The organism is Campylobacter sp. BCW_6467 (genome assembly GCF_001762855.1).
GTDB classification, from domain to species: Bacteria; Campylobacterota; Campylobacteria; order Campylobacterales; family Campylobacteraceae; genus Campylobacter_D; species Campylobacter_D jejuni.
On record NZ_MJXP01000023.1, the window covers coordinates 37,729 to 60,394 of the forward strand.

At 31.6% G+C, this 22,666-nt stretch carries 19 protein-coding genes and 1 tRNA gene; 14 read left to right on the forward strand and 6 right to left on the reverse strand.

What is annotated here, in order from left to right:
• Positions 1–16: 16 nt before the first annotated feature.
• Genes AJ888_RS03435 through cueO form a run of 4 tightly spaced genes read right to left on the reverse strand, consistent with a single transcriptional unit; the run spans position 17 to position 3,422 of the window.
• Positions 17–1,207 (reverse strand): molybdopterin molybdotransferase MoeA, encoded by a 1,191-nt coding sequence (locus AJ888_RS03435; protein WP_002862167.1) that lies wholly within the window; start codon positions 1,205–1,207, stop codon positions 17–19.
• A 3-nt stretch (positions 1,208–1,210) separates the two neighbouring features.
• Positions 1,211–1,657 carry a molybdopterin synthase catalytic subunit gene (locus AJ888_RS03440; RefSeq protein WP_002862166.1) on the reverse strand — a complete coding sequence of 149 codons (447 nt, stop codon included), beginning with the start codon at positions 1,655–1,657 and terminating at the stop codon, positions 1,211–1,213.
• Positions 1,658–1,879: a MoaD/ThiS family protein gene (locus tag AJ888_RS03445; protein WP_002779488.1), complete on the reverse strand. Its 222-nt coding sequence runs from the start codon at positions 1,877–1,879 to the stop codon at positions 1,658–1,660.
• 1 nt (position 1,880) lies between these two features.
• Positions 1,881–3,422 (reverse strand): multicopper oxidase CueO, encoded by a 1,542-nt coding sequence (gene cueO / locus AJ888_RS03450; protein WP_002862165.1) that lies wholly within the window; start codon positions 3,420–3,422, stop codon positions 1,881–1,883.
• Between the two features lie 123 nt (positions 3,423–3,545).
• Between cueO and nspC the strand changes: the two genes are divergently transcribed.
• The 13 genes from nspC (at position 3,546) to putP (ending at position 20,964) form a co-directional block, all read left to right on the forward strand.
• Entirely contained in the window at positions 3,546–4,694 is a 1,149-nt protein-coding gene (nspC, locus tag AJ888_RS03455; protein WP_002862164.1) for a carboxynorspermidine decarboxylase, read from the forward strand.
• 303 nt (positions 4,695–4,997) lie between these two features.
• Positions 4,998–5,711, forward strand: coding sequence for a molecular chaperone (locus AJ888_RS03460; protein ID WP_002862163.1), 714 nt, complete (start codon positions 4,998–5,000; stop codon positions 5,709–5,711).
• Positions 5,686–5,877, forward strand: a complete 192-nt coding sequence (locus AJ888_RS03465; protein ID WP_002862162.1) for a twin-arginine translocation signal domain-containing protein — start codon at positions 5,686–5,688, stop codon at positions 5,875–5,877. The genes AJ888_RS03460 and AJ888_RS03465 overlap by 26 nt, the downstream gene beginning before the upstream one ends.
• On the forward strand, positions 5,877–8,681 hold the full coding sequence (locus tag AJ888_RS03475; RefSeq protein ID WP_079264263.1) for a formate dehydrogenase subunit alpha: 2,805 nt from the start codon (positions 5,877–5,879) through the stop codon (positions 8,679–8,681). The genes AJ888_RS03465 and AJ888_RS03475 overlap by 1 nt, the downstream gene beginning before the upstream one ends.
• Entirely contained in the window at positions 8,678–9,319 is a 642-nt protein-coding gene (gene fdh3B, locus AJ888_RS03480) for a formate dehydrogenase FDH3 subunit beta (RefSeq protein WP_002851264.1), read from the forward strand. Before AJ888_RS03475 ends, fdh3B begins: the two co-directional genes overlap by 4 nt.
• Positions 9,316–10,248 carry a formate dehydrogenase subunit gamma gene (locus AJ888_RS03485; RefSeq protein WP_002862161.1) on the forward strand — a complete coding sequence of 311 codons (933 nt, stop codon included), beginning with the start codon at positions 9,316–9,318 and terminating at the stop codon, positions 10,246–10,248. Before fdh3B ends, AJ888_RS03485 begins: the two co-directional genes overlap by 4 nt.
• A 166-nt stretch (positions 10,249–10,414) precedes the next feature.
• Positions 10,415–11,197 (forward strand): formate dehydrogenase accessory sulfurtransferase FdhD, encoded by a 783-nt coding sequence (gene fdhD / locus AJ888_RS03490; RefSeq protein ID WP_002862160.1) that lies wholly within the window; start codon positions 10,415–10,417, stop codon positions 11,195–11,197.
• Complete coding sequence (locus AJ888_RS03495) at positions 11,190–11,927, forward strand: winged helix-turn-helix domain-containing protein (RefSeq protein ID WP_002862159.1); 738 nt, start codon at positions 11,190–11,192, stop codon at positions 11,925–11,927. The genes fdhD and AJ888_RS03495 overlap by 8 nt, the downstream gene beginning before the upstream one ends.
• A 112-nt stretch (positions 11,928–12,039) precedes the next feature.
• Positions 12,040–14,142: an aspartate chemotaxis receptor CcaA gene (gene ccaA, locus AJ888_RS03500; protein ID WP_002862158.1), complete on the forward strand. Its 2,103-nt coding sequence runs from the start codon at positions 12,040–12,042 to the stop codon at positions 14,140–14,142.
• A 110-nt stretch (positions 14,143–14,252) separates the two neighbouring features.
• Positions 14,253–14,825: a sulfurtransferase-like selenium metabolism protein YedF gene (yedF, locus tag AJ888_RS03505; protein WP_002862157.1), complete on the forward strand. Its 573-nt coding sequence runs from the start codon at positions 14,253–14,255 to the stop codon at positions 14,823–14,825.
• A 10-nt stretch (positions 14,826–14,835) separates the two neighbouring features.
• Positions 14,836–15,858, forward strand: coding sequence for a selenide, water dikinase SelD (gene selD, locus AJ888_RS03510; RefSeq protein WP_079861047.1), 1,023 nt, complete (start codon positions 14,836–14,838; stop codon positions 15,856–15,858).
• Positions 15,859–15,988: 130 nt separating this feature from the next.
• On the forward strand, positions 15,989–19,477 hold the full coding sequence (locus AJ888_RS03515) for a proline dehydrogenase family protein (protein WP_002862155.1): 3,489 nt from the start codon (positions 15,989–15,991) through the stop codon (positions 19,475–19,477).
• A 17-nt stretch (positions 19,478–19,494) separates the two neighbouring features.
• Positions 19,495–20,964, forward strand: a complete 1,470-nt coding sequence (gene putP / locus AJ888_RS03520) for a sodium/proline symporter PutP (protein WP_002862154.1) — start codon at positions 19,495–19,497, stop codon at positions 20,962–20,964.
• A 14-nt stretch (positions 20,965–20,978) separates the two neighbouring features.
• Here the strand turns inward: putP and yedF (AJ888_RS03525) are convergent, their stop codons facing one another.
• A complete protein-coding gene (gene yedF / locus AJ888_RS03525) occupies positions 20,979–21,206 on the reverse strand; it encodes a sulfurtransferase-like selenium metabolism protein YedF (RefSeq protein WP_002862153.1) in 228 nt (75 codons plus the stop codon).
• 3 nt (positions 21,207–21,209) lie between these two features.
• Positions 21,210–22,418 carry a selenium metabolism membrane protein YedE/FdhT gene (yedE, locus tag AJ888_RS03530; protein ID WP_002862152.1) on the reverse strand — a complete coding sequence of 403 codons (1,209 nt, stop codon included), beginning with the start codon at positions 22,416–22,418 and terminating at the stop codon, positions 21,210–21,212.
• 139 nt (positions 22,419–22,557) lie between these two features.
• Here yedE and AJ888_RS03535 point away from each other — a divergent pair.
• Positions 22,558–22,655, forward strand: a tRNA-Sec gene (locus tag AJ888_RS03535).
• The last annotated feature ends 11 nt before the right edge of the window (positions 22,656–22,666 follow it).

The window sequence follows — 22,666 nt, forward strand, 5'->3', positions numbered from 1 at the left end:
AATTATTTAAATAATTTTAAGGCATAAAGATAATATCCACTAAACTTTCATTTTCTAACATTTCACATTCTTTTGGCACCACCATAAGGGCAGCTTTATTGTTAAGATTGTTTATAATCGCACTAGAGCCTTCTTTTTTACCTTCAAGATTAGCTAAAATGCGTCCATTTTCAAACTTTATGTTACAAGCGACAAATTCCAAATAAGGTGTTTTTTTCTTGTAGCTTCCTTGTAAGAAGGCTTTGCAAATATAGTCTTTAGGCTGAAGTAACCAAGAGTTTAAAATCTCTCTTGCGTAAAGATTAAACATTACCATAGCCGAGTAAGGAAAACCTGGTAAGGCGATAATGAATTTTTCATTAGCCTTGGCTATTTTGATATGTCTACCTGGTTTTATGTCGGCTTTATCGATGATGATTTCGTATTCTTTGACAGCTTTTTTCAAAAAGTCAAAATCCCCCATAGAAACTCCGCCAGTTGTAACTAAAATATCACAACTTTGCAAAGCACTTTCAAGGGTAGAAAAAGTGGCTTTTTCATCATCTTTTAAAAGAGGAAAAACCCTTGTATCACAATTTAAATTTTTAGCTAAATTAGCTATGGCGATATGATTTGAAGAGCGGATTTGAGCGGGATTTTCTAAGGCTTCTCCTAGATCTTTGATCTCACTTCCACTACTTAAAACTCCTACAATAGGCTTTATAAACACACTAATGTGAAAAAATCCAAGTTCAGCCAAAAGAGCTATTTCGCTATAATTTAACCTTGTGCCTTTTTTGAGTAAAATTTCATCTTTTTTATAGTTTTCTCCTACCGCACGCACGGCAAAAGTTTGGGGAACTTTTTTTTCTATAAAAAGAGTATCATTTTCTACGTGTACATTTTCAACAGGGACTAAAGTATCGCTTCCTTCGCTCATGAGTGAGCCTGTAAAGGTTTTTACACAAGTACCATTTTGCACGCTAAATTGTGGCATAGTGCCCGCAGGTGTGAGGCCTAAAATTTTTAAAGTTTTATTTTGATCTTCAAATTTGATCGCATAACCATCCATAGCCGAAGTTGGAAATTCAGGCTGATTTTTAGGGGCTTTTATGTCTTGAGCTAAAATGCGTCCTAAACACTCTGTAAGAGCTATTTTTTCAATCTTTTCATAGGTTTTGATATGAGAATGTAAAATTTTTAAACTTTCTTCATAAGACATTAACATTTTTTATCCTTTTAAAAGTCCTGCACCGCAAAGTTTGGTTGATCTTTCTTTGGCATAAATTCTTTCTTTGTTTATCACATCATACTTCCAAATGGGTGCACTTGCTTTAAAATCTTCAACAAATTCATTAAGAAGTTTAAGTCCTAATTTTCTTTGTTTGCTTAAAATTCCTGCAAAATAAGAGCTTTCATGAACCGCCACATCGCCTATAGAGTGAGCAAAAAGCAAGCTAATACCATCAAAATCTACTCTTTTTTGCCACTCATTAAACCATTTTTTTAAAAGCGGTTCATAAATATCAAAACTAAGTGCCTCAATGCCTTCTTCTTCACGCACAATACCACAAAAAGTCAGTAAAGCACCGCAGTTTTTATCCTTGGCAAATTCATACCATTGTCTATAAATTTTAGGAATATCTAAAGAACCTTGATAAAGTGTAAAATGTTTCATTTAACCCCCACAAACTGGCGGTAAAAGTGCTATTTTATCACCATCTTTTAACTTAGTGTTTTCATCAAAAATGATTTCATCGTTTAAAGATACGGCACAAAGTTCTAGCCATTCTTTTAAACTCTCATCTTTTTGCAAAATTTCTTTTAATTCTTTTAAATTTTTTACCTCAAGTTCTAAATTTTCTTTATTTATGGGGCCTAAAAATTCCACTTTTACCATTTTATTCCTTTACTTCTAAATTTCCCATCATTCCTAAATCTTCATGTTCTAAAATATGACAATGATACATTCTAAGCCCTTTAAAATCTTGTTTCATTCTAAGTCTTAATTCTTCATTAGGACGCACATTTATAGTATCTCTTAAGGCTCTAAATTCGGCTTTTTGAACTTTGCCATTGAGTTTTGATGAGATGAGTTCAAATTGCGTGCCATGTATATGGAAAGGATGATCCATATGAGATTTGTTTATCACTATCCAGTCTTCAACTACTCCAAGTTTGGAGCTTAAATCAATGCGTTTTAAATCATAGCTTTTGCCATTGATTAAAAACATAGACGCAAGAGCGATTTTTAATTCGCTTTCACTTTTTCCCATCATACCATGCATTTGCATATGATCTTCACTCATGATTATTTCTTTAAATTCCTTAGGTTCTTCTGAAGGTTTGAAAATTTTTAAATTTTTTGGAAGTTCTACATTTTCTTTTTTTAGGTTAATATTGGCTAGAAATAGGGTATTAGGTTCTTCTTTTACCATCATTTTATCCCTATCATAATAAGCACTTTCTAGCTTAAAATTCCCATCTTTTGGAGCGTCGATTAAAACTTCTATGCGAGAAGCAGGACTTAAGAAAAGTTCTTCTTTATAAATAGCTTTTTCTATAAGTCCACCATCAGTACCAACAAGTATAAACTTAGCTCCTTGTATGCGTAAATTTAAATATCTTGCTGCAGTAGCATTATAAATGCGTATGCGTTCGTTTGTGGCGAGTTTGATTTTAGGTTTAAATTGTCCATTGATGAGTACAAATTCTCCTTCTCTACCATTTAGCCAATCATTTAGGTTATTGTTTGGAATTTGAGCGTTTTCATCAAGACGCAAATCGCTAATCATCAAATCTTTTTCTTTTAAATGACTTAAAGCATCTTTTTTTGCTTTGATCACAAAAGCCCCTGCTAAACCCATAAAAACTTGTTTAGAAGCGGTATAATGAGGATGCGGATGATACCAGTAAGTTCCTGCGCTATCTTGAGGAATTTCAAAACGATATATTCTTTCTTCTCCTGCTAAGATAGGATCATGTGGGCTTCCATCTTGATCAGGTGGCACAGGAACGCCATGCCAATGTATAGTTGTAGTTTCTTTGAGTTTGTTTTTGACTAAAATTTCAAGTTTATCTCCTTCAAAAACTTCTATTTTTGGAGCAGGTACTAGGCCATTGTAAGTATAAAATAAGGTTTTTTTACCTTTGATAAGCTCTATATGATTTTCTTTGATTTCTAGGGTAGCACGAAAAATATTTTTTTCTTTACTTTCATTTTTGAGTAAAGGCAAGGCTTTTAAAATTTCTCCTTGGGGGAATTGTTTTGGATCTAAAAGCTTTAAATTTTTTGGAGCAAAGTTTATAAAAGAAGTATCTAAGTCATGATTTATAGAATGATTTTTATGCATGGAGTGCATATCGTGCATAGGATTTGCATAGGCTACACCCATACTTGCTAGAGTAAGTGCATTAAATTTTAAAAAATTTCTTCTATTCATTAGTTTTTCCTTTTGCTTGATTTTTTGTATTATAGTCATTATTTTTTTAACTTTAGTAAATATTTATTTTGAAAATTTGGTTTAATTTTGTTATGATTTTAGCAATTTAATCAAGGAAAAATAATGTTTTATGAAAAAATTCAAACTCCAGCTTATATTTTAGAAGAAGATAAATTAAGAAAAAATTGTGAGCTTTTAGCAAGTGTTGGTGAAAAAAGTGGTGCTAAAGTGCTTTTAGCTTTAAAAGGTTTTGCTTTTTCAGGAGCGATGAAAATTGTTGGAGAATACCTAAAAGGTTGTACTTGTAGCGGACTTTGGGAAGCAAAATTTGCTAAAGAATACATGGATAAAGAAATTCATACTTATTCACCTGCTTTTAAAGAAGATGAAATAGGTGAAATAGCCAGTTTATCTCATCATATAGTGTTTAACTCTTTAGCCCAATTTCATAAATTTCAAGCTAAAACACAAAAAAATTCCTTAGGTCTTCGTTGTAATGTTGAATTTTCTCTAGCCCCAAAAGAACTTTACAATCCTTGTGGAAGATACTCAAGACTTGGAATTCGTGCTAAAGATTTTGAAAATGTGGATTTAAATGCTATAGAAGGACTTCATTTTCACGCACTTTGCGAGGAAAGTGCTGATGCTTTAGAAGCAGTTTTAAAGGTCTTTGAAGAGAAATTTGGTAAATGGATAGGGCAAATGAAATGGGTGAATTTTGGAGGAGGACATCACATCACTAAAAAAGGCTATGATGTTGAAAAACTTATTGCTTTGTGTAAAAATTTCAGTGATAAATATGGCGTGCAAGTTTATCTTGAACCAGGCGAAGCGGTGGGTTGGCAAACAGGAAATTTGGTGGCTAGTGTAGTAGATATCATAGAAAATGAAAAACAAATTGCCATTTTAGATACTTCAAGCGAAGCACATATGCCAGATACTATCATCATGCCTTATACAAGTGAAGTTTTAAATGCTAGAATTTTAGCCACAAGAGAAAATGAAAAAATTTCAGACTTAAAAGAGAACGAATTTTCCTATTTGCTTACTGGAAATACTTGTTTAGCGGGTGATGTAATGGGAGAATACGCCTTTGATAAAAAGCTTAAAATCGGCGATAAAATTGTTTTTTTAGATCAAATTCATTACACCATTGTGAAAAACACAACTTTTAATGGTATAAGACTTCCAAATCTCATGCTTTTAAATGCAAAAAATGAACTTCAAATGATAAGAGAATTTTCTTATAAGGATTATTCTTTAAGAAATTAGTATTATTTATAATTTGCATAAAATGTTAATTTTATTTGGAAGAGAATCAAAGATATAAATTTTATGCAAAGTATTTTATTTTTTCAAATATAAAATCAACTCAAATATCTAATTTTCAATATTTTGGTATGATTTTTTAATATTTTAAATCCTTGTGGAATTTTATTGAAATTCAGTGATTTTTAAATCAAATAGTATTAAGATAAATCGATTTAAAAATCGGCTTTAAAATGAATATTAGGTATATTTTGCATAATATTCATTCAAGCAAAATTTAAAGCTATTTTTGAAAATTTTGAATGCATGGGGGCTTTAATGGATTTGGAAAAATTAAGATTAGCTAGAAGTCTTTATTATCAATGTCTAGGAGAGCTTTTTGTTTTTTCATTTTCTGAAGAAAGATTGTCAAAATTACAAGAGTATTTAAAGACAATGCAAGAATGTTTATTTGATGAAAATTTAAAATCAAATTTTGATATCTTGCTTAAGCATTTAGATGATGAAAATTCTATACAAGCATTTTTTAAAGAATATGATTTGCTTTTTTTAAGTCTTAAAAATAGCATTCCAACGACTTTTTCTTACATGGAAGAAGGTTTTGAAAATTCAAATCCTTTACTTTGCGTGCGTCAAATTTTAGTCAAAAGTAAAATAAGACGCAATGAAAAATTTTTTAAAGAAAGTGAAGATAGTGTTGGATTTTGTTTATTGTTAATGAGTGAATTTTTAAGGCAAAATGAAGATGATTTAGCCAAAGAGCTTTTTGAAAAAGTGATCAATAAAAGCATTGATGAGTTTTTAGGCGATGTTTTCATGAATAAAAATGCGAATTTATATAAGGAAATTGCAAGTATTGCATCGGCTTTTATGGAATTTGAAAGACTTTGCTTTGAAGTGGAAAAACCTGCAAAAATAAATTCTAAAAAAGTGCAAAACGATCTATCGCGTTCAGAATTTTTAAGAAGAGAAGCAAATAAACAAAGGAGGACTCGTGAAAAATCGCAGGGAATTTCTTAAAAAATCCGCTTTTGCCTTAGGGGCTGCTGGAGTGCTTGGTAGCACGACTTTAGCTCTAGCTAAAGATAAAGAAAGAAAAGATTTGGTTAAAGGTAAAAGTAAGAAAAAAGAAGTGCTTTTTCAAAGAAGTGCTAATTGGGAAAATTATTATATAAAGGCTGAGTAATGTCAAGTGTAGGTGAAAATATCAAGCTTACGCGTCGTTCTTTTCTTAAAATGGCAGCACTTTCAAGCCTAGCAACACCGTTGCTTGCTAGAAGTGAAACTTTAAGAGAAGCGAGTGCTGATGAGCTTAAAGAAGCTTATGAAGGTAGTAAAAAAGTAAAAACAGTTTGTACAGCCTGTTCTGTAGGCTGTGGGATTATTGCAGAAGTGCAAAATGGTGTTTGGGTGCGTCAAGAAATCGCTCAAGATCATCCTGTGAGTTCAGGTGGACATTGTTGCAAGGGATCTGATATGATCGATATGGTGCGTTCACATGTGCGTTTAAAATATCCTATGAAAAAAGAAAATGGAGAATGGAAACGCATAAGTTATGAGCAAGCTTTAAGTGAGATCGGAGAAAAACTAGCTGCTTATCGTAAAGAAAATCCTGAAAGTGTTATGTTTTTAGGTTCTGCAAAACTTAATAATGAACAAGCTTATTATATAAGAAAATTTGCAGCGTTTTTTGGAACGAACAATGTAGATCATCAAGCTAGAATTTGACACAGCGCAACAGTCGCCGGTGTGGCGAATACATTTGGTTATGGCGCTATGACAAACCATCTTGGAGACATTCAAAGAAGTAAATGTATCATTATCATTGGGGCAAATCCAGCGGTAAATCATCCTGTGGGTTTTAGACATTTCTTAAAAGCAAAAGAAAAAGGTGCAAAGCTTATCGTTGTAGATCCTAGATTTACAAAAAGTGCGGCAAAAGCGGATATTTACGCAAGAATTCGTCCAGGAACTGACATTGCTTTCATGTATGGAATGTTAAAAATCATCTTTGATGAAGGCTTAGAAGATACAAAATATCTTGATGAAAGAGTTTTTGGAATTGATAAAATTCGTGAAGAAGCAGCAAAATGGACAGCCGAAGAAGTAGAAAATGTTACAGGGATCTCTAAAGAACTTTTGGTGCAAATCACTCACGAAGTAGCTAAAAACAAACCAACTACGCTTATTTGGGCTATGGGTTTAACTCAACACACTGTAGGAACTTCAAATACACGTTTAGCACCTATTGTGCAAATGGTACTTGGAAATATAGGTAAATTTGGTGGTGGAGTTAATATCTTACGCGGACACGATAATGTTCAAGGTGCTTCAGATATGGCTTGTTTGAGCGAAAATTTACCAGGTTATTATCCTTTAAATGAAGCGACTTGGAGATACTATGCCAAAATTTGGGGTGTGGATTATGAGTGGCTTTTAGGAAATTTTGTAAGTAAAGATTGGATGCATAAAACTGGACTTTCACTTGCTAGATGGTGGGCAGCGGCTTTAAATGGAAAAGATGGAAATGATGCTATCGATAACGCAGGAACGCCTTTAAAAGCTTTAGTAGTTATGGGAAATGGTATCACTTCGACTGCACAACAAGCTAAGGTTAAAGAAGGTTTGGAAGCTTTAGAGCTTTTAGTTTTAGCCGATCCTTTTGTAAATGAAGCAGGGATTATCGCAGAAAGAAAAGATGGAATTTATCTTTTACCTGCAGCAACACAGTTTGAAACAAGCGGAAGTGTAACAGCTACAAATCGTAGCGGACAATGGAGATTTAAAGTTGTAGATCCACTTTATGAAAGCATGGAAGATCAAGAAATTTTATTTGAGCTTGCTAAAAAATTAGGCTTTTATGAAGACTTTACTAAGACTTTACGCGATGAAAAAGGTGAGATTGTTTGGCCTGAAAATGCAACAAGAGAAATTGCAAAAGCAGTTAGAAGTATAGGACTTAATGGTTGGAGTCCTGAAAGGCTTAAAAAGCATACTTTATACTGGGATAAATTTGATGAGGTAACTTTAGAAGGAAAAGACGAAGTTGCTGGCGAGTATTACGGGCTTCCTTGGCCTTGTTGGAGTGATAAGCACCCAGGTTCTCCTGTACTTTATAATACCGACATTGAAGTAGCAAAAGGTGGTATGGGCTTTAGAAATAATTTTGGACTCGAGTATGAAGGAGAGAGTTTACTTGCTAAAAATGCACCTTTAAATTCACCTATTGATACAGGTTATCCACAAATTACTAAAGATAATATAGAAAAAGTTTTAGGCATTACTTTAAGTGCCCAAGAAAAAGAAAAAATGGGATCAACTTGGTCTTATGATGATAGCAATATCATAGCAACTAAATGTATAGAAAAAGGCATAGTTCCTTATGGAAATGCTAAAGCTAGAGCTGTAGTTTGGACTTTTAAAGATAAAATTCCACTCCACCGTGAGCCTTTACATTCTCCAAGAAACGATTTGGTGCAAAAATATCCAAGTTTTGAAGATCAAAAAGCACTTTACCGCGTGGATACTAAATTTGTTTCTGTGCAACAAGCTAAGGATTATTCTAAAGAATTCCCGCTTAATCTTGTTACCGCAAGACTTGTGAATTTAAATGGTGCAGGTATGGAAAATAGAGCATCTATGTATCTAACGCGTTTAACACCTGAAATGTTTTGTGAGATCAATCCTGAATTAGCAAAAGAACAAGACATTAAAGCAGGAGATATGATTTGGGTGCATTCTCCAGAAGGCACTAAAATTCATGTAAGAGTGAAGGTTAATCCAGGTGTAGCAAAAGATATGATTTTCTTGCCTTTCCATTTTACAGGAGTTATGCAAGGCGTGGATTTAACGCACAATTTCCCAGAAGGAACTAAGCCTTATGCAAGCGGAGAAAGTGCTAATACGGTAACAAATTATGGTTATGATATTATGTGTCAGATTCCAGAGACTAAAGGTGGGCTTTGTAGAATCAGTAAGGATGGAAAATGAGTAAGGTAAATTTTGCAAATTTAGAAAAAGAACGCTTGAAATTCTTTTGTGATAATGAGCGTTGTATTGATTGTAATGGTTGTGCGGTAGCTTGTGATGAAGCACATGAGCTTCCTATTCATATTCGCCGCCGCCGTGTGATTACTTTAAATGAAGGAATTCAAGGAAAAGAAGTTTCAACTTCTATTTCTTGTATGCATTGTGATGATGCTCCTTGTTCTATCGTTTGTCCTGTGGATTGTTTTTACATCCGTGCTGATGGTATTGTTTTGCACGATAAAGAAATTTGCATAGGTTGTGGATATTGTCTTTATGCTTGTCCTTTTGGTGCACCACAATTTCCAAAAGATAGTGTTTTTGGAAATAAAGGCATTATGGATAAATGTACTATGTGTGCAGGTGGCCCTGAAGCAACGAATTCAGAAAAAGAAAGAGAACTTTATGGTCAAAATCGTATCGCAGAAGGAAAAGTTCCTGTATGTGCTGCGATGTGTTCGACAAAAGCACTTTTAGTAGGTGAAAGTTCTAAAATAGAAGAGATTTATCATAATAGACTTATGAATAGAAATTATGGCATTCCAAATCCTTCAGAAAGTTTGGAGTGGAAGATTGCTTACACAGGAAAGGAACGCTTATGAGAAAAGTATTTGTAACGCTTTTGTTAAGCGTAGTGAATTTATTTGCTTATGGTAGCGAGAGAATGGGACAAGATACTCAAATTTGGGATTTTCATCGTATTACAAATATCCCAAACTATGATACTTTTGGCAAACTTTGGACAACTTTGCAAGGTGAGTATATAGCTACTATAGCTTTAATTGCTGTTATTGCGGTATTATCTGCATTTGCTTTGCATTATATGGTTATAGGACCTAAGCAATTTTCACACGATGGAAAGAAAATTTATGCTTTTACATTATTTGAAAGACTTTTTCATTTTATCGCGGCAATTTCTTGGGTGATTTTAGTGCCAACTGGTTTTGTGATGATGTTTGGGGCGACTTTTGGAGGCGGACTTTTTGTAAGGGTTTGTAAAAATTTACATGCTTTTGCAACGGTTTTATTTATCATCTCTATAATCCCTATGTTTTTATGGTGGATTAAAAGAATGCTTCCTGCAAGTTATGATATCAGATGGATGATGATAGTAGGTGGTTATTTAAGCAAAGTAAAACGTCCTGTACCTGCAGGTAAGTTTAATTTTGGTCAAAAATCTTGGTATTATATAGCTGTATTTGGTGGATTTTTGATGATAATTACAGGTGGATTTATGTATTTTCTTGATTTTAATTCCACGGCAATTCAAGGTCTTTTTGGTTTAACTCAAATTGAACTTTTAAGAATTTCAGCTATAGTGCATAATTTCTTGGGTATAGTGTGTGCAGTGTTTTTTGGCGTGCATATTTATATGGCAGTATTTGCAATCAAAGGCAGTATTCATTCTATGATTAGTGGTTATAAAGAAGAAGAAGAGGTTTATATTTTACATTCTTATTGGTATAAAGAATTAAGCAATAAAAAGCAAATTGAACCTAGTTTTTCTTATGATCCTAATGTAAAAATTTAATCTTTAACCGCTATGTTATTGCATAGCGGTAGTTTTAAGCTTTTTTGAAATAAATAGAACGAATTTTATTTTATAAGTTGAATCTAAAATCTATTTTTCCATATATAAATTTGTTATTTATGTTTTTTTGATATAATATTATTTAAAGATATTTAAAGGATAAGGTATGGATCCGTTATTTACAACTCAGATTTTAAAATATAAAGGTGATGAATCTTTTACATGCGATGATACTTTAGTACGTGAAATTAAGCTTGAAATTTTTATTAATGATGAAAAAGTAGGTGCTTTAATGGCAACTCCTGTAGATGAACAGGCATTAGCAATAGGGTATTTAATGAGCGAAAATATCATTGCAAAAGTAAGCGATATTGAGAACATAGAAACAAAAGATGATGGTATGAGTGTGCATATCAAAGCAAAGATTGATAAAGAAAATTTAGCAAAGCTTAATGCTGAAGGCGTAGTTATAAGTGGTTGTGGTAGAGCACATACTGCAAATATCGATTTAGAAGCCATTGAAGCGAGTAAAATTAGTTCTGATGTAAAATTTAGCAAAGATGAAATTTTAAAACAAATGAGTACTTTTTATACTCAATGTGAGCTTTATGAGAAAACAGGCTGTGTGCATACGGCTAAGCTTTTTGTAAATGAGAAAACTTTTTTTATAGGTGAAGATATAGCTCAACATAATACCATAGATAAAGCTTTAGGAAAAGCACGTTTAGCTGGGGTTGATTTAAGTCAATGTTTTTTAATGGTTAGTGGAAGGCTAAGTTCTGAAATGGTAGCTAAAGCAGTTATGCATAAAATTCCAGTGCTTGTTTCACGCACGGCTCCTACTTGTTTAGGGGTTATGATAGCAAGAAAATTTGATTTAACGCTTTGTGGTTTTGCTAGAGAAAATAAGATCAATATTTATAGTGGAGAATTTAGAATTCATGGATAAAAATCAAGAAAAAGAAATCATCTCATACATGAGAGAATTGTTAAATAGTAATGAAAAATTAGATTGTGGTACGGCTTTTAAAATTGCAAAGAAATTTAATATAAATATAGAAAAAATCGGACAATTAGCCGATGAAAATCACATGAGAATTGATAATTGCGAGTTGGGGCAATTTGGACATTTAGATTTTGAAAAAGCAAAGATTGAAGTGCTTAAAAAAATAGAACCTAGTTTAGATGAAAAGCGTAGAATTTTTTGTAAAGATGCAAGAGATATTGCTAAAGAAGGTTGTGGACTTAAAAGTATGCGTTCAGCTTTAAAAGCTTATAAGGTTGATGTAAAGTATTGTCAACTTGGTTGTTTTAAAGAAAAAAAAGGTAAGCAATTTATAGTAAGAACAAAAACTTGGATTGAAAATGCGGATGGAGATTTGCTTTTTGGACGAGGAAAAACAGAACTTTTAGAGCTTATCGGACAAACAGGTAGTTTATTGCATGCTTCTAAACTTATGGGGATTAATTATAAAAAAGCTTGGATGCATTTACAAACCTTACAAAAAAATTCTCAAGAAATTTTAGTTAGCACACGACAAGGACGCTCTAAAGAATCAGGAACAAAACTTACTCCTAGAGCTTTGGAATTAATGGAAAATTACTCTATTTTGCAAAAGGACATAGAAGAATACGCTAATAAACGCTTTAAAGAATTGTTCTTAAAAGGAAAAAAATAAATCTTCTATCAAAAAATACTAATACATAATATTTTTATAATTAATTAATAGTATTTTTTTAAAAAATATGTTAAAATATAAAATCCAAAATTTTATTTTAGGAGTTATTAAGATGTTTAAATCTTTAAATATAGGTTTAAAACTTATTTTTTCTGTAGCAACTGTTGTTGTTATTGGGCTTATTATTCTAATTTCATTAATCACAAAACAAGTAAGTCAAAATATTACCAAAAATACAGAAGATATTCTAGCTTCTATCACGAAAGAATATGCTACCCAAACTCAAGGAATTTTTGGGGAAATGATTGCTTTAAATAAAAGTATTTCAGGTACTTTAACAGAAATGTTTAGATCAACTTCAAAAGAAAATTTAGATATAGACAGTATAACAAATATTATAACCAATACTTTTGATAATAGTGCTTATTCTAATTTTACTTATTTGTATCTTATCGATCCGCCAGAATATTTTAAAGAGGAGAGTAAATTTTTCAATACTCAAAGTGGAAAATTTGTTATGCTTTATGTTGATGAAGAAAAAGATAGTAAAGGCGGGATAAAAGCAATACAAGCTAGTGATGAAATAGCTAATTTACAAGTTGTGCAAGATATATTAAAAAAAGCAAAATATGGGGAAAATAAAGTATATATAGGACGTCCTATTAGGATGAATTTAGAAGGTCAAGATTTTGATGCTGTAAATATTGCTATGCCTATATTTGACCGAAAGAATCAAGTTGTAGGTGTTATCGGTATGACTTTGAATTTTTCGGCTATTGCTACTTATCTTTTAGATCCCAAGAGTCAAAAATATGATGGAGAATTAAGAGTTCTTTTAAATTCAGATGGTCTTGTTGCAATTCACCCTAATAAAAATTTGGTTTTAAAAAATTTAAAAGATGTCAATCCTAACAAAGGCGCACAAGAGACTTATAAGGCTATGAGCGAAGGAAAAAATGGAGTTTTTAACTATATAGCTTTTGATGGTGATGATTCTTATGCCGCGATTAATAGTTTTAAAGTGCAAGATAGCTCTTGGACAGTTTTGGTAACTGCCCCTAAATATTCAGTTTTTGAACCTTTGAAAAAATTACAATTAATTATTATTAGCGCATCTTTTATTTTTATTTTTGTTGTTTTGGGAGTGGTTTATTATTGCGTAAGAAAAATTGTTGCAACAAGATTACCAATTATTCTTAACTCTTTAGAATCTTTTTTCCGTTTCTTAAATCATGAAAAAATTGAGCTTAAATTAATTAAAATTCGAGCCAATGATGAATTAGGGGCAATGGGTAGAATCATAAATGAAAATATTGAAAAGATTCAAATATCTTTAGAGCAAGATCAAAATGCTGTAGATGAATCGGTGCAAACTGCTAAAGAAATCGAAAAAGGTAATTTAACTGCAAGAATTACTAAAAATCCTATAAACCCTCAATTAGTAGAACTTAAAAATGTTCTTAATAGAATGCTTGATGTTTTGCAAAGTAAAATTGGTTCTAATATGAATGAAATTAATAGAGTTTTTGATAGTTATAAAGCGCTTGATTTTAGCACAGAGGTGCTTGATGCTAAAGGCGAAGTTGAGATTACAACTAATATTTTAGGTAAAGAAATTAAAAAGATGCTTGTAGCTTCTTCAAATTTTGCTAAAGATTTAGCCAATCAGTCAGAAGAGTTAAAAAATTCTATGCAAAAACTTGCTGATGGCTCTAATGCACAAGCGAGTTCTTTAGAACAATCGGCTGCAGCTGTAGAGGAGATTAATTCTTCTATGCAAAATGTAAGTGGAAAAACAGTTGAGGTTGCTTCGCAAGCTGATGATATAAAAAATATTGTCAATGTGATTAAAGATATCGCTGAGCAAACGAATCTTCTTGCTTTAAATGCAGCTATTGAAGCTGCACGTGCTGGAGAACATGGGCGTGGTTTTGCAGTTGTTGCAGATGAGGTAAGACAGCTTGCGGAAAGAACAGGAAAATCCTTATCTGAAATCGAGGCAAATATTAATATACTTGTTCAAAGCGTAAATGAAGTAGCAGAATCTGTAAAAGAACAAACAGCAGGAATCACACAGATTAACGATGCTATAGCACAACTTGAAACTGTAACTAAGGAAAATGTCGAAGTTGCAAATGTTACCAATAATATAACAAATGAAGTCAATCAAATTGCTGCAGCAATTCTTGAAGATGTGAATAAAAAAAGATTTTAAAAAAGCTCATTTTTGAGCTTTTGAATTTTTTCTATATTATTTAAAATTTTTAAACACAAAACAAGTAATAAAATAATATTATTTTTCAAAGCTAATATCAAGGAAAAATAATGAAAATTGATTGTCGCAATCTTTCTTGTCCTCAGCCTATAGTTGAAACAAAAAACGCTCTTGAAAAACTTCAAGAAAATGAAATTTTAGAAATTGTTTTAAATTCTATTATTTCAAAAAATAATGTTGTAAAATTTCTTAACTCTTTAAATTTAAATCCTATTATAGATGAAAATGCACAAGAGTTTTGCATCAAAGTACAAAAAAAGAATTTTAATTCTAGTGAAATAAATGTTCACGATTATAATGTTTTATTTTTAAAAACCGACAAAGTGGGTGAGGGTGAATTGGGACAAAATTTACTTGTAGGATTTTTAAGTACCTTAAAAAATTTAGATCATGCTCCAAGTAAAATTCTTTGCGTAAATGAAAGTGTTTTAATCAATGTTGATGAAAATCATAAAGCACATTTAGCTATGAAAGAACTTGAAAATTTAGGTATTGAGATCATAAGTTGCGGAGCTTGTCTGGAATTTTTTAATAAAAGCAAAGAGCTTAAAATAGGAAATATAGGCAATGCTTATGAAATTTTAAATGAGCTTTTTGGTAAAGCAAAAATTATTACTTTGTAAAGGAAAAACACTGCAATATAAAAATCAAAATTTAACCCATTTTGTTAAAGCAGCAGGTTGAGCAGCGAAATTAAGCCCGGGTGGTCTTAAAACAATTTTAAATTTCATGCAAAAAACTCCTGCCTTACTTAGTGATATCGGAAATAATGAAGATGCAAGCGTATATCAAATTAGCCGCGATTTAGCTTTGGTGCAAACGCTTGATTTTATCACTCCTATAGTAGATAGTGCCTATCATTTTGGTGCTATTGCCGCAGCAAATGCTTTAAGCGATGTTTTTGCTATGGGTGCAGAGGCGATTAATGCCTTAAATATAGTAGGTTTTGATACTTGTAATCATGATTTAAATATCTTAAAAGAGCTTTTAGAAGGTGCAAATGTTAAGGTTCAAGAATGCAATGCTTTAGTTGTGGGTGGCCATACTATAGAAAGCACTGAGCTTTTTTTTGGACTTAGTGTTACAGGGAAAGTACATCCTAGTAAATTTATTGCTAATAATACTTCTAAAGTTGGAGATTGTATCATTTTAACCAAGCCTTTAGGAACAGGAATTTTAAGTACAGCTTTAAAGGCACAAATGCTAAATCAAAAACATTTAGATATAATGCTTAAAAGTATGATGGAGTTAAATTATAAAGCCAGTCAAATTGCTCTTAAATTTCACCCAAGCGCCATGAGTGATGTCACAGGTTTTGGACTTTTAGGTCATTTAAAAGAAATGCTAAATAAAAATATTTCTTTTGAAATTTTTGAAAGTGAACTTCCTTTTTTAGATGGAGTAAAAGAGTATTTTAATATGGGTTTAATTCCTGCTGGAGCTTATAAAAATTTAGAATTTATAAAAGAACTTACCCCTGATTTAAATGAAGAAAAATTATTACTTTGCGATCCACAAACTTCAGGAGGACTTTTAATTTCTATAAGTGAAAAAGATTCCTTAGAATGTTTAAAAAAACTAGAAGATGAAAATATTCAAGCTAAAATTATTGCTAAGGTTGTAAATAAGCAAGAAAATGATATTATCATTTCTTAATTTTTGTTACTTATATACCCATTAAAATTTTTTTTATCATTTTTTATACATTTTCTATGATTTAAAATATTATTTTTTATCTTATTTATATATTATTTATTAAAATTTATTTTATCTTAGGAGATACGAAATGATACAAAAAGCTTTAGCCTTAGCTGAAGAATTACAAGGACAAATAGAAGCCAATATTTCAAATTCTGAAAAAGAATTTCATGCTAAAATGCAAAAACTTCTTAATAATCCCAAAAATAAAGTTATGCTTATAGAGCTTTTAGATCGTTCTTTTAGATGTAAAGATAAAAATGCAAGTTTTGAGCTTATAGAATATACTTTGAGTAAATATGGCATAGCGGATTTTTTTAGCACTTTTGAAAAATTCCTACTTTTTAGCTTTTTAAATTTTGGCAAATTTGCTCCTAATTTAAGTGTACCTTTTTTTGTCAAACATTTAAGAGAAGATACTAAAGCTATGGTTCTAGATGCAAATCCTAGTGTTTTAGAACCACATATTAAGAAAAGAAAAGAGCAAGATAAAATTACCTTAAATGTGAATTTAATCGGCGAAGAGGTTTTAGGTGAAGCTGAGAGTAAATATCGTATGCAAAAATATGAAGAGGCTTTAAAATCAAGTTATATCACTTATATTTCCATAAAAATTACTACTATTTTTTCACAAATTAATATTATAGATTTTGATTATTCCAAAGAAGAGGTAGTAAAAAGACTAGATTATCTTTATGCTTTGGCCTTAGAAGAAGAGAAAAAACAAGGTGTTTCTAAATTTATCAATCTTGATATGGAGGAATTTAGAGATTTAGAACTTACTGTTGCAGCTTTTATAGAAAGTGTAGCCAAATTTGATATTAAAGCGGGGATTGTTTTGCAAGCTTATATTCCTGATTCTTATAAGTATCTTAAAAAACTTTTTGCTTTTTCAAAAGAGAGGGTTTTAAAAGGTATGAAGCCTATTAAGATCCGTTTTGTTAAGGGTGCTAATATGGAAAGTGAAGAAACTATTGCATCTCAAAAAGGCTGGGAGCTTCCTACTTTTTACAAAAAAATAGATACTGATAGCAATTATAATAAAATGCTTGATTTTATTCTTGAAGGAGATAATTATAAATACATCAACATAGGAATTGCAAGTCATAATATCTTTGAGATTGCTTATGCTTATACACGCATAAGTGAAGTGGGTGCTTTGGATTCTTTTACTTTTGAAATGCTTGAAGGTATGAGTTTGCAATGTTCTTATGAATTATCTAAAATGCATGATCTAATCCTTTATGCCCCAGTTTGCGATGAAGCACATTTTAACAATGCCATTGCTTATCTTGTAAGACGCCTTGATGAAAATACAAGTGAAGATAATTTTATGCGTTATTTTTTCAATCTTAAAGTAGGAGATAAGAACTGGAATATCCAAAAAGAACTTTTTTTAAAATCTTTAGAAGGCATAAAAACTCTTGATAATACTACACATCGTAAGCAAGATAGAAATAAAGAATCAAATATCATAAGTTCTTATGAAAGTAAAAAATTTAGCAATGAAAGCGATACGGATTTTATTTTAGCACAAAATAGAGCGTGGGCTAAAGAAATTAAAACTAAATATGAAAATTTAAAAGATTATGATGTTTATCCTGTTATAGGCGAACTTGATTTTAAAGCAGAAAATTTAAATGTTTTAGAAGTTAAAGATAAGATCGAAGATAGAGTTATAGGAAAGGCTTATTTAGCAGGAGAAAAAGAAATCAAACAAGCTTTAGAAGTAGCTAAAAATTCCAAATATACACAAAAAAGTCATGATGAAATTTATCAAATTTTAGCCAAAAGTGCAAAACTGATGAGAGAAAGAAGAGGGGATTTGATAGGTTTGGCAGCTTTAGAAGTGGGCAAAACCTTTTTAGAGATCGATCCTGAAGTAAGCGAGGCTATTGATTTTATAGAATTTTATCCGCACTCTTTAGAAGAGCTTAAAAAACAAAATCCAAAAGTTAAATTCACACCTAAAGGCATAGGGGTTACCATAGCTCCTTGGAATTTTCCTATAGGGATTTCAGTGGGCACCATAGCTGCACCACTAGCTGCAGGTAATGTGGTGATTTATAAACCTTCTTCACTTTCAACCCTAACAGGTTATATGCTTTGTAAGTGTTTTTGGGATGCAGGTATTCCAAAAGATGCTTTGATTTTCTTACCTTCAAAAGGAAGCGATATTTCTAAATATTTACTTGTTGATGAAGCGATTAAATTTTCAATTCTTACAGGAGGAGAGGATACTGCTTATGCTATGTTAAAAGCTAATCCAACCTTGCTTTTAAGTGCTGAAACGGGAGGAAAGAATGCGACTATAGTTTCTAAATTTGCTGATCGTGATAGTGCGATTAAAAATATCATTCATTCTGCGTTTAGCAATAGCGGTCAAAAATGCTCAGCTACTTCTTTGCTAGTCTTAGAAGAAGAGGTTTATCATGATGAAGAATTTAAAAAGACTTTAGTGGATGCTGCAAGTTCTATGGCAGTGGGCAGTCCTTTTGAATTTAAAAATAAATTAGGTGCTTTAGCTGATAAGCCAAGTTCTAAAGTTCAAAAGGCTTTAGATGAATTACAACCTTATGAAGAATGGGCATTAAAACCTAAGTTTTTAGAGGATAATCCTTATTTAATGACTCCAGGCATAAAATACGGCACTAAAAAGGGTGATTTTACCCATATGAATGAACTTTTTGTGCCGATTTTAAGTGTAATGAAAGCTAAAGACTTAAAAGAAGCTATTGATATAGTAAATTCCACAGGTTATGGTTTAACTGCAGGTTTTGAAAGCTTAGATGAAAGAGAATGGGAGTATTTTCACACTCATATAGAAGCAGGAAATATTTATATCAATAAACCAACCACAGGGGCTATAGTTCTGCGTCAACCTTTTGGTGGGATTAAAAAATCTGCCATAGGTTTGGGTAGAAAAGTGGGAATTTACAACTATATCACTCAATTTTTAGAGATTAAGCAAGAAGATTTTGATGATTATTTAATTGAAGATAAATTTTCAAAAAAATTAGCACAAATAGATTTAAAAGAAGCACAAGATTTTATGAACGATTTAATTAAAATGTCTCAATCTTATGCTTATCATTATAAAAATGAGTTTAGTGTTTCAAAAGATTATGTCAATATACGTGGAGAAGATAATCTTTTTTCTTATACTAAAATAAAGAATATGGTTTTAAGACTTTGTGGAAATGAAAGCTTAAAAGATGTTTTAGGGGTGGTTTTAGGTGCAAATATTGCAAATATTGATCTAGGTATCAGTTATGATGAACAAGATATTAGTATGATAGAACGAATTGTTCAAAGCATAGGAGCAAAAGTATTATTTTTAAAAGAAAATAAAGAAAATTTTATCAAGAGTATTAAAGAATATGAAAGAGTGCGTTATTTGGCAAAGCCAGATGTAAATGATGAGATTTATAAAGAGGCTGCAAAGCTTGCTAAAATCATCATAAGAGAAAAGCCATTGTTAAATGGTCGTTTTGAACTTTTAAATTATTTTAATGAAAAAGCTTTAAGTATATCTTTTCATCGCTATGGAAATTTAGGCATTAGAGCAATATCTTAATGATTAAGGAGAGATTGATGGAAGTAGTTCAAATTAATACCCCAATAGCAGTGATGTTTGTAGTTTATGCCTTATTGATGCTTTATATAGGTTTTTATTTTTATAAGCAAAATAAAAATTCAGAAGATTATTTTTTAGGTGGGCGTACCATGGGGCCTGTGATATCTGCACTTAGCGCTGGGGCTTCTGATATGAGTGGTTGGCTTTTAATGGGATTGCCAGGAGCTTTATATGTAAGTGGTTTTATAGATTCTTATATTGCGATCGGGCTTACCATAGGGGCTAGTTTAAATTGGATTTTTGTAGCAAAAAGACTTAGAATTTATACCAGTGTTATTGCCAATTCTTTGACTATTCCTGATTATTTTGAAACTCGTTTTGATGATGACAAACATATACTTCGCATCGTATGTGCGGTGGTAATTTTGATATTTTTTACCTTTTATGTTTCATCGGGGCTTGTAAGTGGAGCAAAACTTTTTGAAAGTACTTTTGGTATCAGATATGATTATGCTTTAACTACTGGAACGATTATTATTGTTGCTTATACTTTTTTAGGTGGATATAAGGCAGTTTGTTGGACGGATATGATACAAGGGCTTTTAATGATGATGGCTTTAATTATTGTACCTTTGGTTATGCTTTATCATTTAGGTGGCTTTGGTGAAGCGGTGAATATAGTAAGAGAAATAAAGCCACAAGCTTTATCTATGGGCGAAGGAGTAGGAGTTATAAGCATTATATCTGCACTTGCTTGGGGCTTGGGTTATTTTGGTCAACCACATATTTTAGTGCGTTTTATGTCGATTCGTTCTACTAAAGATATTCCTATGGCCACTTTTATAGGTATTGCTTGGATGGTGGTTTGTCTTTTAAGTGCTTGTATGATAGGTATTTTGGGCATAGCTTATGTGCATAAATTTGAATTAAGTTTGCAAGATCCTGAAAAGATTTTCATTGTGATGTCGCAACTTTTATTTAATCCTTGGATAGCAGGTATTTTACTCAGTGCTATTTTGGCGGCTATTATGAGTACGGCAAGTTCACAATTATTAGTTTCAAGTTCTACTATAGCAGAAGATTTTTATAAAAAGATTTTTAGAGAAGATGCGCCAAGTCATGTTGTATTAAATTTAGGTAAATTAGGTGTTTTATTAGTAGCTGTAATAGCGTTTTTGATTTCTACTGATAAAAATTCAAGTGTTTTGAGTATAGTTTCTTATGCATGGGCTGGATTTGGAGCTTCTTTTGGTTCTGTAATGCTTTTTTCTTTATTTTGGAGTAGGATGACAAGAGTAGGAGCGATTTTAGGTATGATAACAGGAGCTGCTACTGTGGTGCTTTGGAAGAATTTTGCAAATTCGGGTCTTTATGAAATAGTTCCAGGGTTTTTAGCAGCTTCGGCGGTGATTATTATTGCAAGTTTGTTTACAAATGTAAGATCTGGAACTAAAGCAGCTTATGAAAAGATGTTAAAAGAGCTTTGAGAACAAAAGCCTTTTTAAGGCTTTTGGATTAAAAATCTTAGTGTGGATCCACTTTGATCGATTTCAAGCACTTTAAAACCACGGTTTTTTGCATCTTGAGGTATGGAATTGATACTTTGTGGGCAATCGCAAAGCACTTCCAAAATTTCTCCACTTTGAAGCTTAGGCAAGACATCGAGTGTTGCTATAGCAGGATAAGGACAAGCTTCACCTTGTAAATTTAAACTATAAGTAATTTTCATTGTTTATCCTTTAAGTTGATTTTTAAAGAAGTGTTTTTTGTAAAATACTACAAAAGCAAACATCAAGATGAATAAAATAAGATTGATAAAAAATCCATTTAAATTTCCAAATTCGGTTAAAAGATTGATTTTTATACCTTCTTTAAAAGCCTTTGGTAAAAAGTCATAACTTAAAGCTAAAATCATAGTTCCTATTATATTTGCAATTCCTACTATCATAAAATGACTTTGTCCTTCAAAGGCACGATAAGCCCAACCACACTCACAACCTCCGGCAAAAACTATACCAAAACCAAACAAAAATGCTCCTACAGCTACAGCAGGAGAAAGTTCTATGAGTTTGCTAGTATGACCTTGCAAGATAAAAGCAAAAGCGATTAAAGAGGCGATAATCATACTGATTAATGCGCCTTTTATAGCATTATCTCTACCAAATAAAAATAAATCTCTAAAGCAAGAAGTAAAACAAATTTGCCCTCTAGAAATAACAAAGCCAAAAACAAAACCAAAAATCAGCGCTAAAGCTAGAAGGCTTTGTTTGTTTTGTGTGCTGATATTGCCATTTGTAAAAACAAGATAAAACACCCAAACTAAAAAGGCTATGAAAAGCAATATGCCTAAGTTAAAATATAATTTTGTACGCAAACTTTGCTTGTTTAACGGCAAATTTTCTTTATTTACCCGTTCTAATTTAGCTTTAGGTTTAAAAAAGGAAGTGTTGCAAATTTTCACTCCTAGATAAATTCCTAAAACCATAAAAACAGTAAAAAGCCAAGTGTGTAAAGAAAAATAAGGTAAACCTGTAAAAAAATTAGCTAAATTGCATCCAAATGCAAGTCTTGCTCCATATCCTGAAAGAATTCCACCTACTATTGCTTGAAAAATTCTTATATTGCTAGCAGGTAGACGAAATTTGACTTTGTTAGCTAAAAGTGCGGCTACTAAACAACCTATAAACATACCTATGAGCATAATACCATCAGTTCTTGTTAAAGGGGTTCCATTTAAATTTTGCTTTTGGTAATAAGAATATCCATCTAAATTCATACCTAAAAACTCTAAAAACTCACCACCCCAACGCGTCATTTCTCCAGTAACAGCCCAAACGCCACCAAAAATCCCAAAATACACTGCACTTAAAATTCCAAGTGCAATCATAGAACGGGAATTGTCCCAAAAATTGATTAAATATTTTTGTTTAAAAGAATTCAAAGAAAGATCCTAAAAATGTAATCATCAAAACTTGATGCTAAAAAAGAGTGAGATTATAGCTTAAATTTAACATGAAGTCAAAAAGAATATTGATAAATTTATTTTGTTTTTCATTAAAAATCGCTATAATTATTGCTTTGGAAGATTAGCGTATCTGGTGATCGCCACTGACTTCAAATCAGATGAAAGGATAGTTGACTATTCTTTGGGGAGTTCGATTCTCTCATCTTCTCGCCAATATTAAGTAA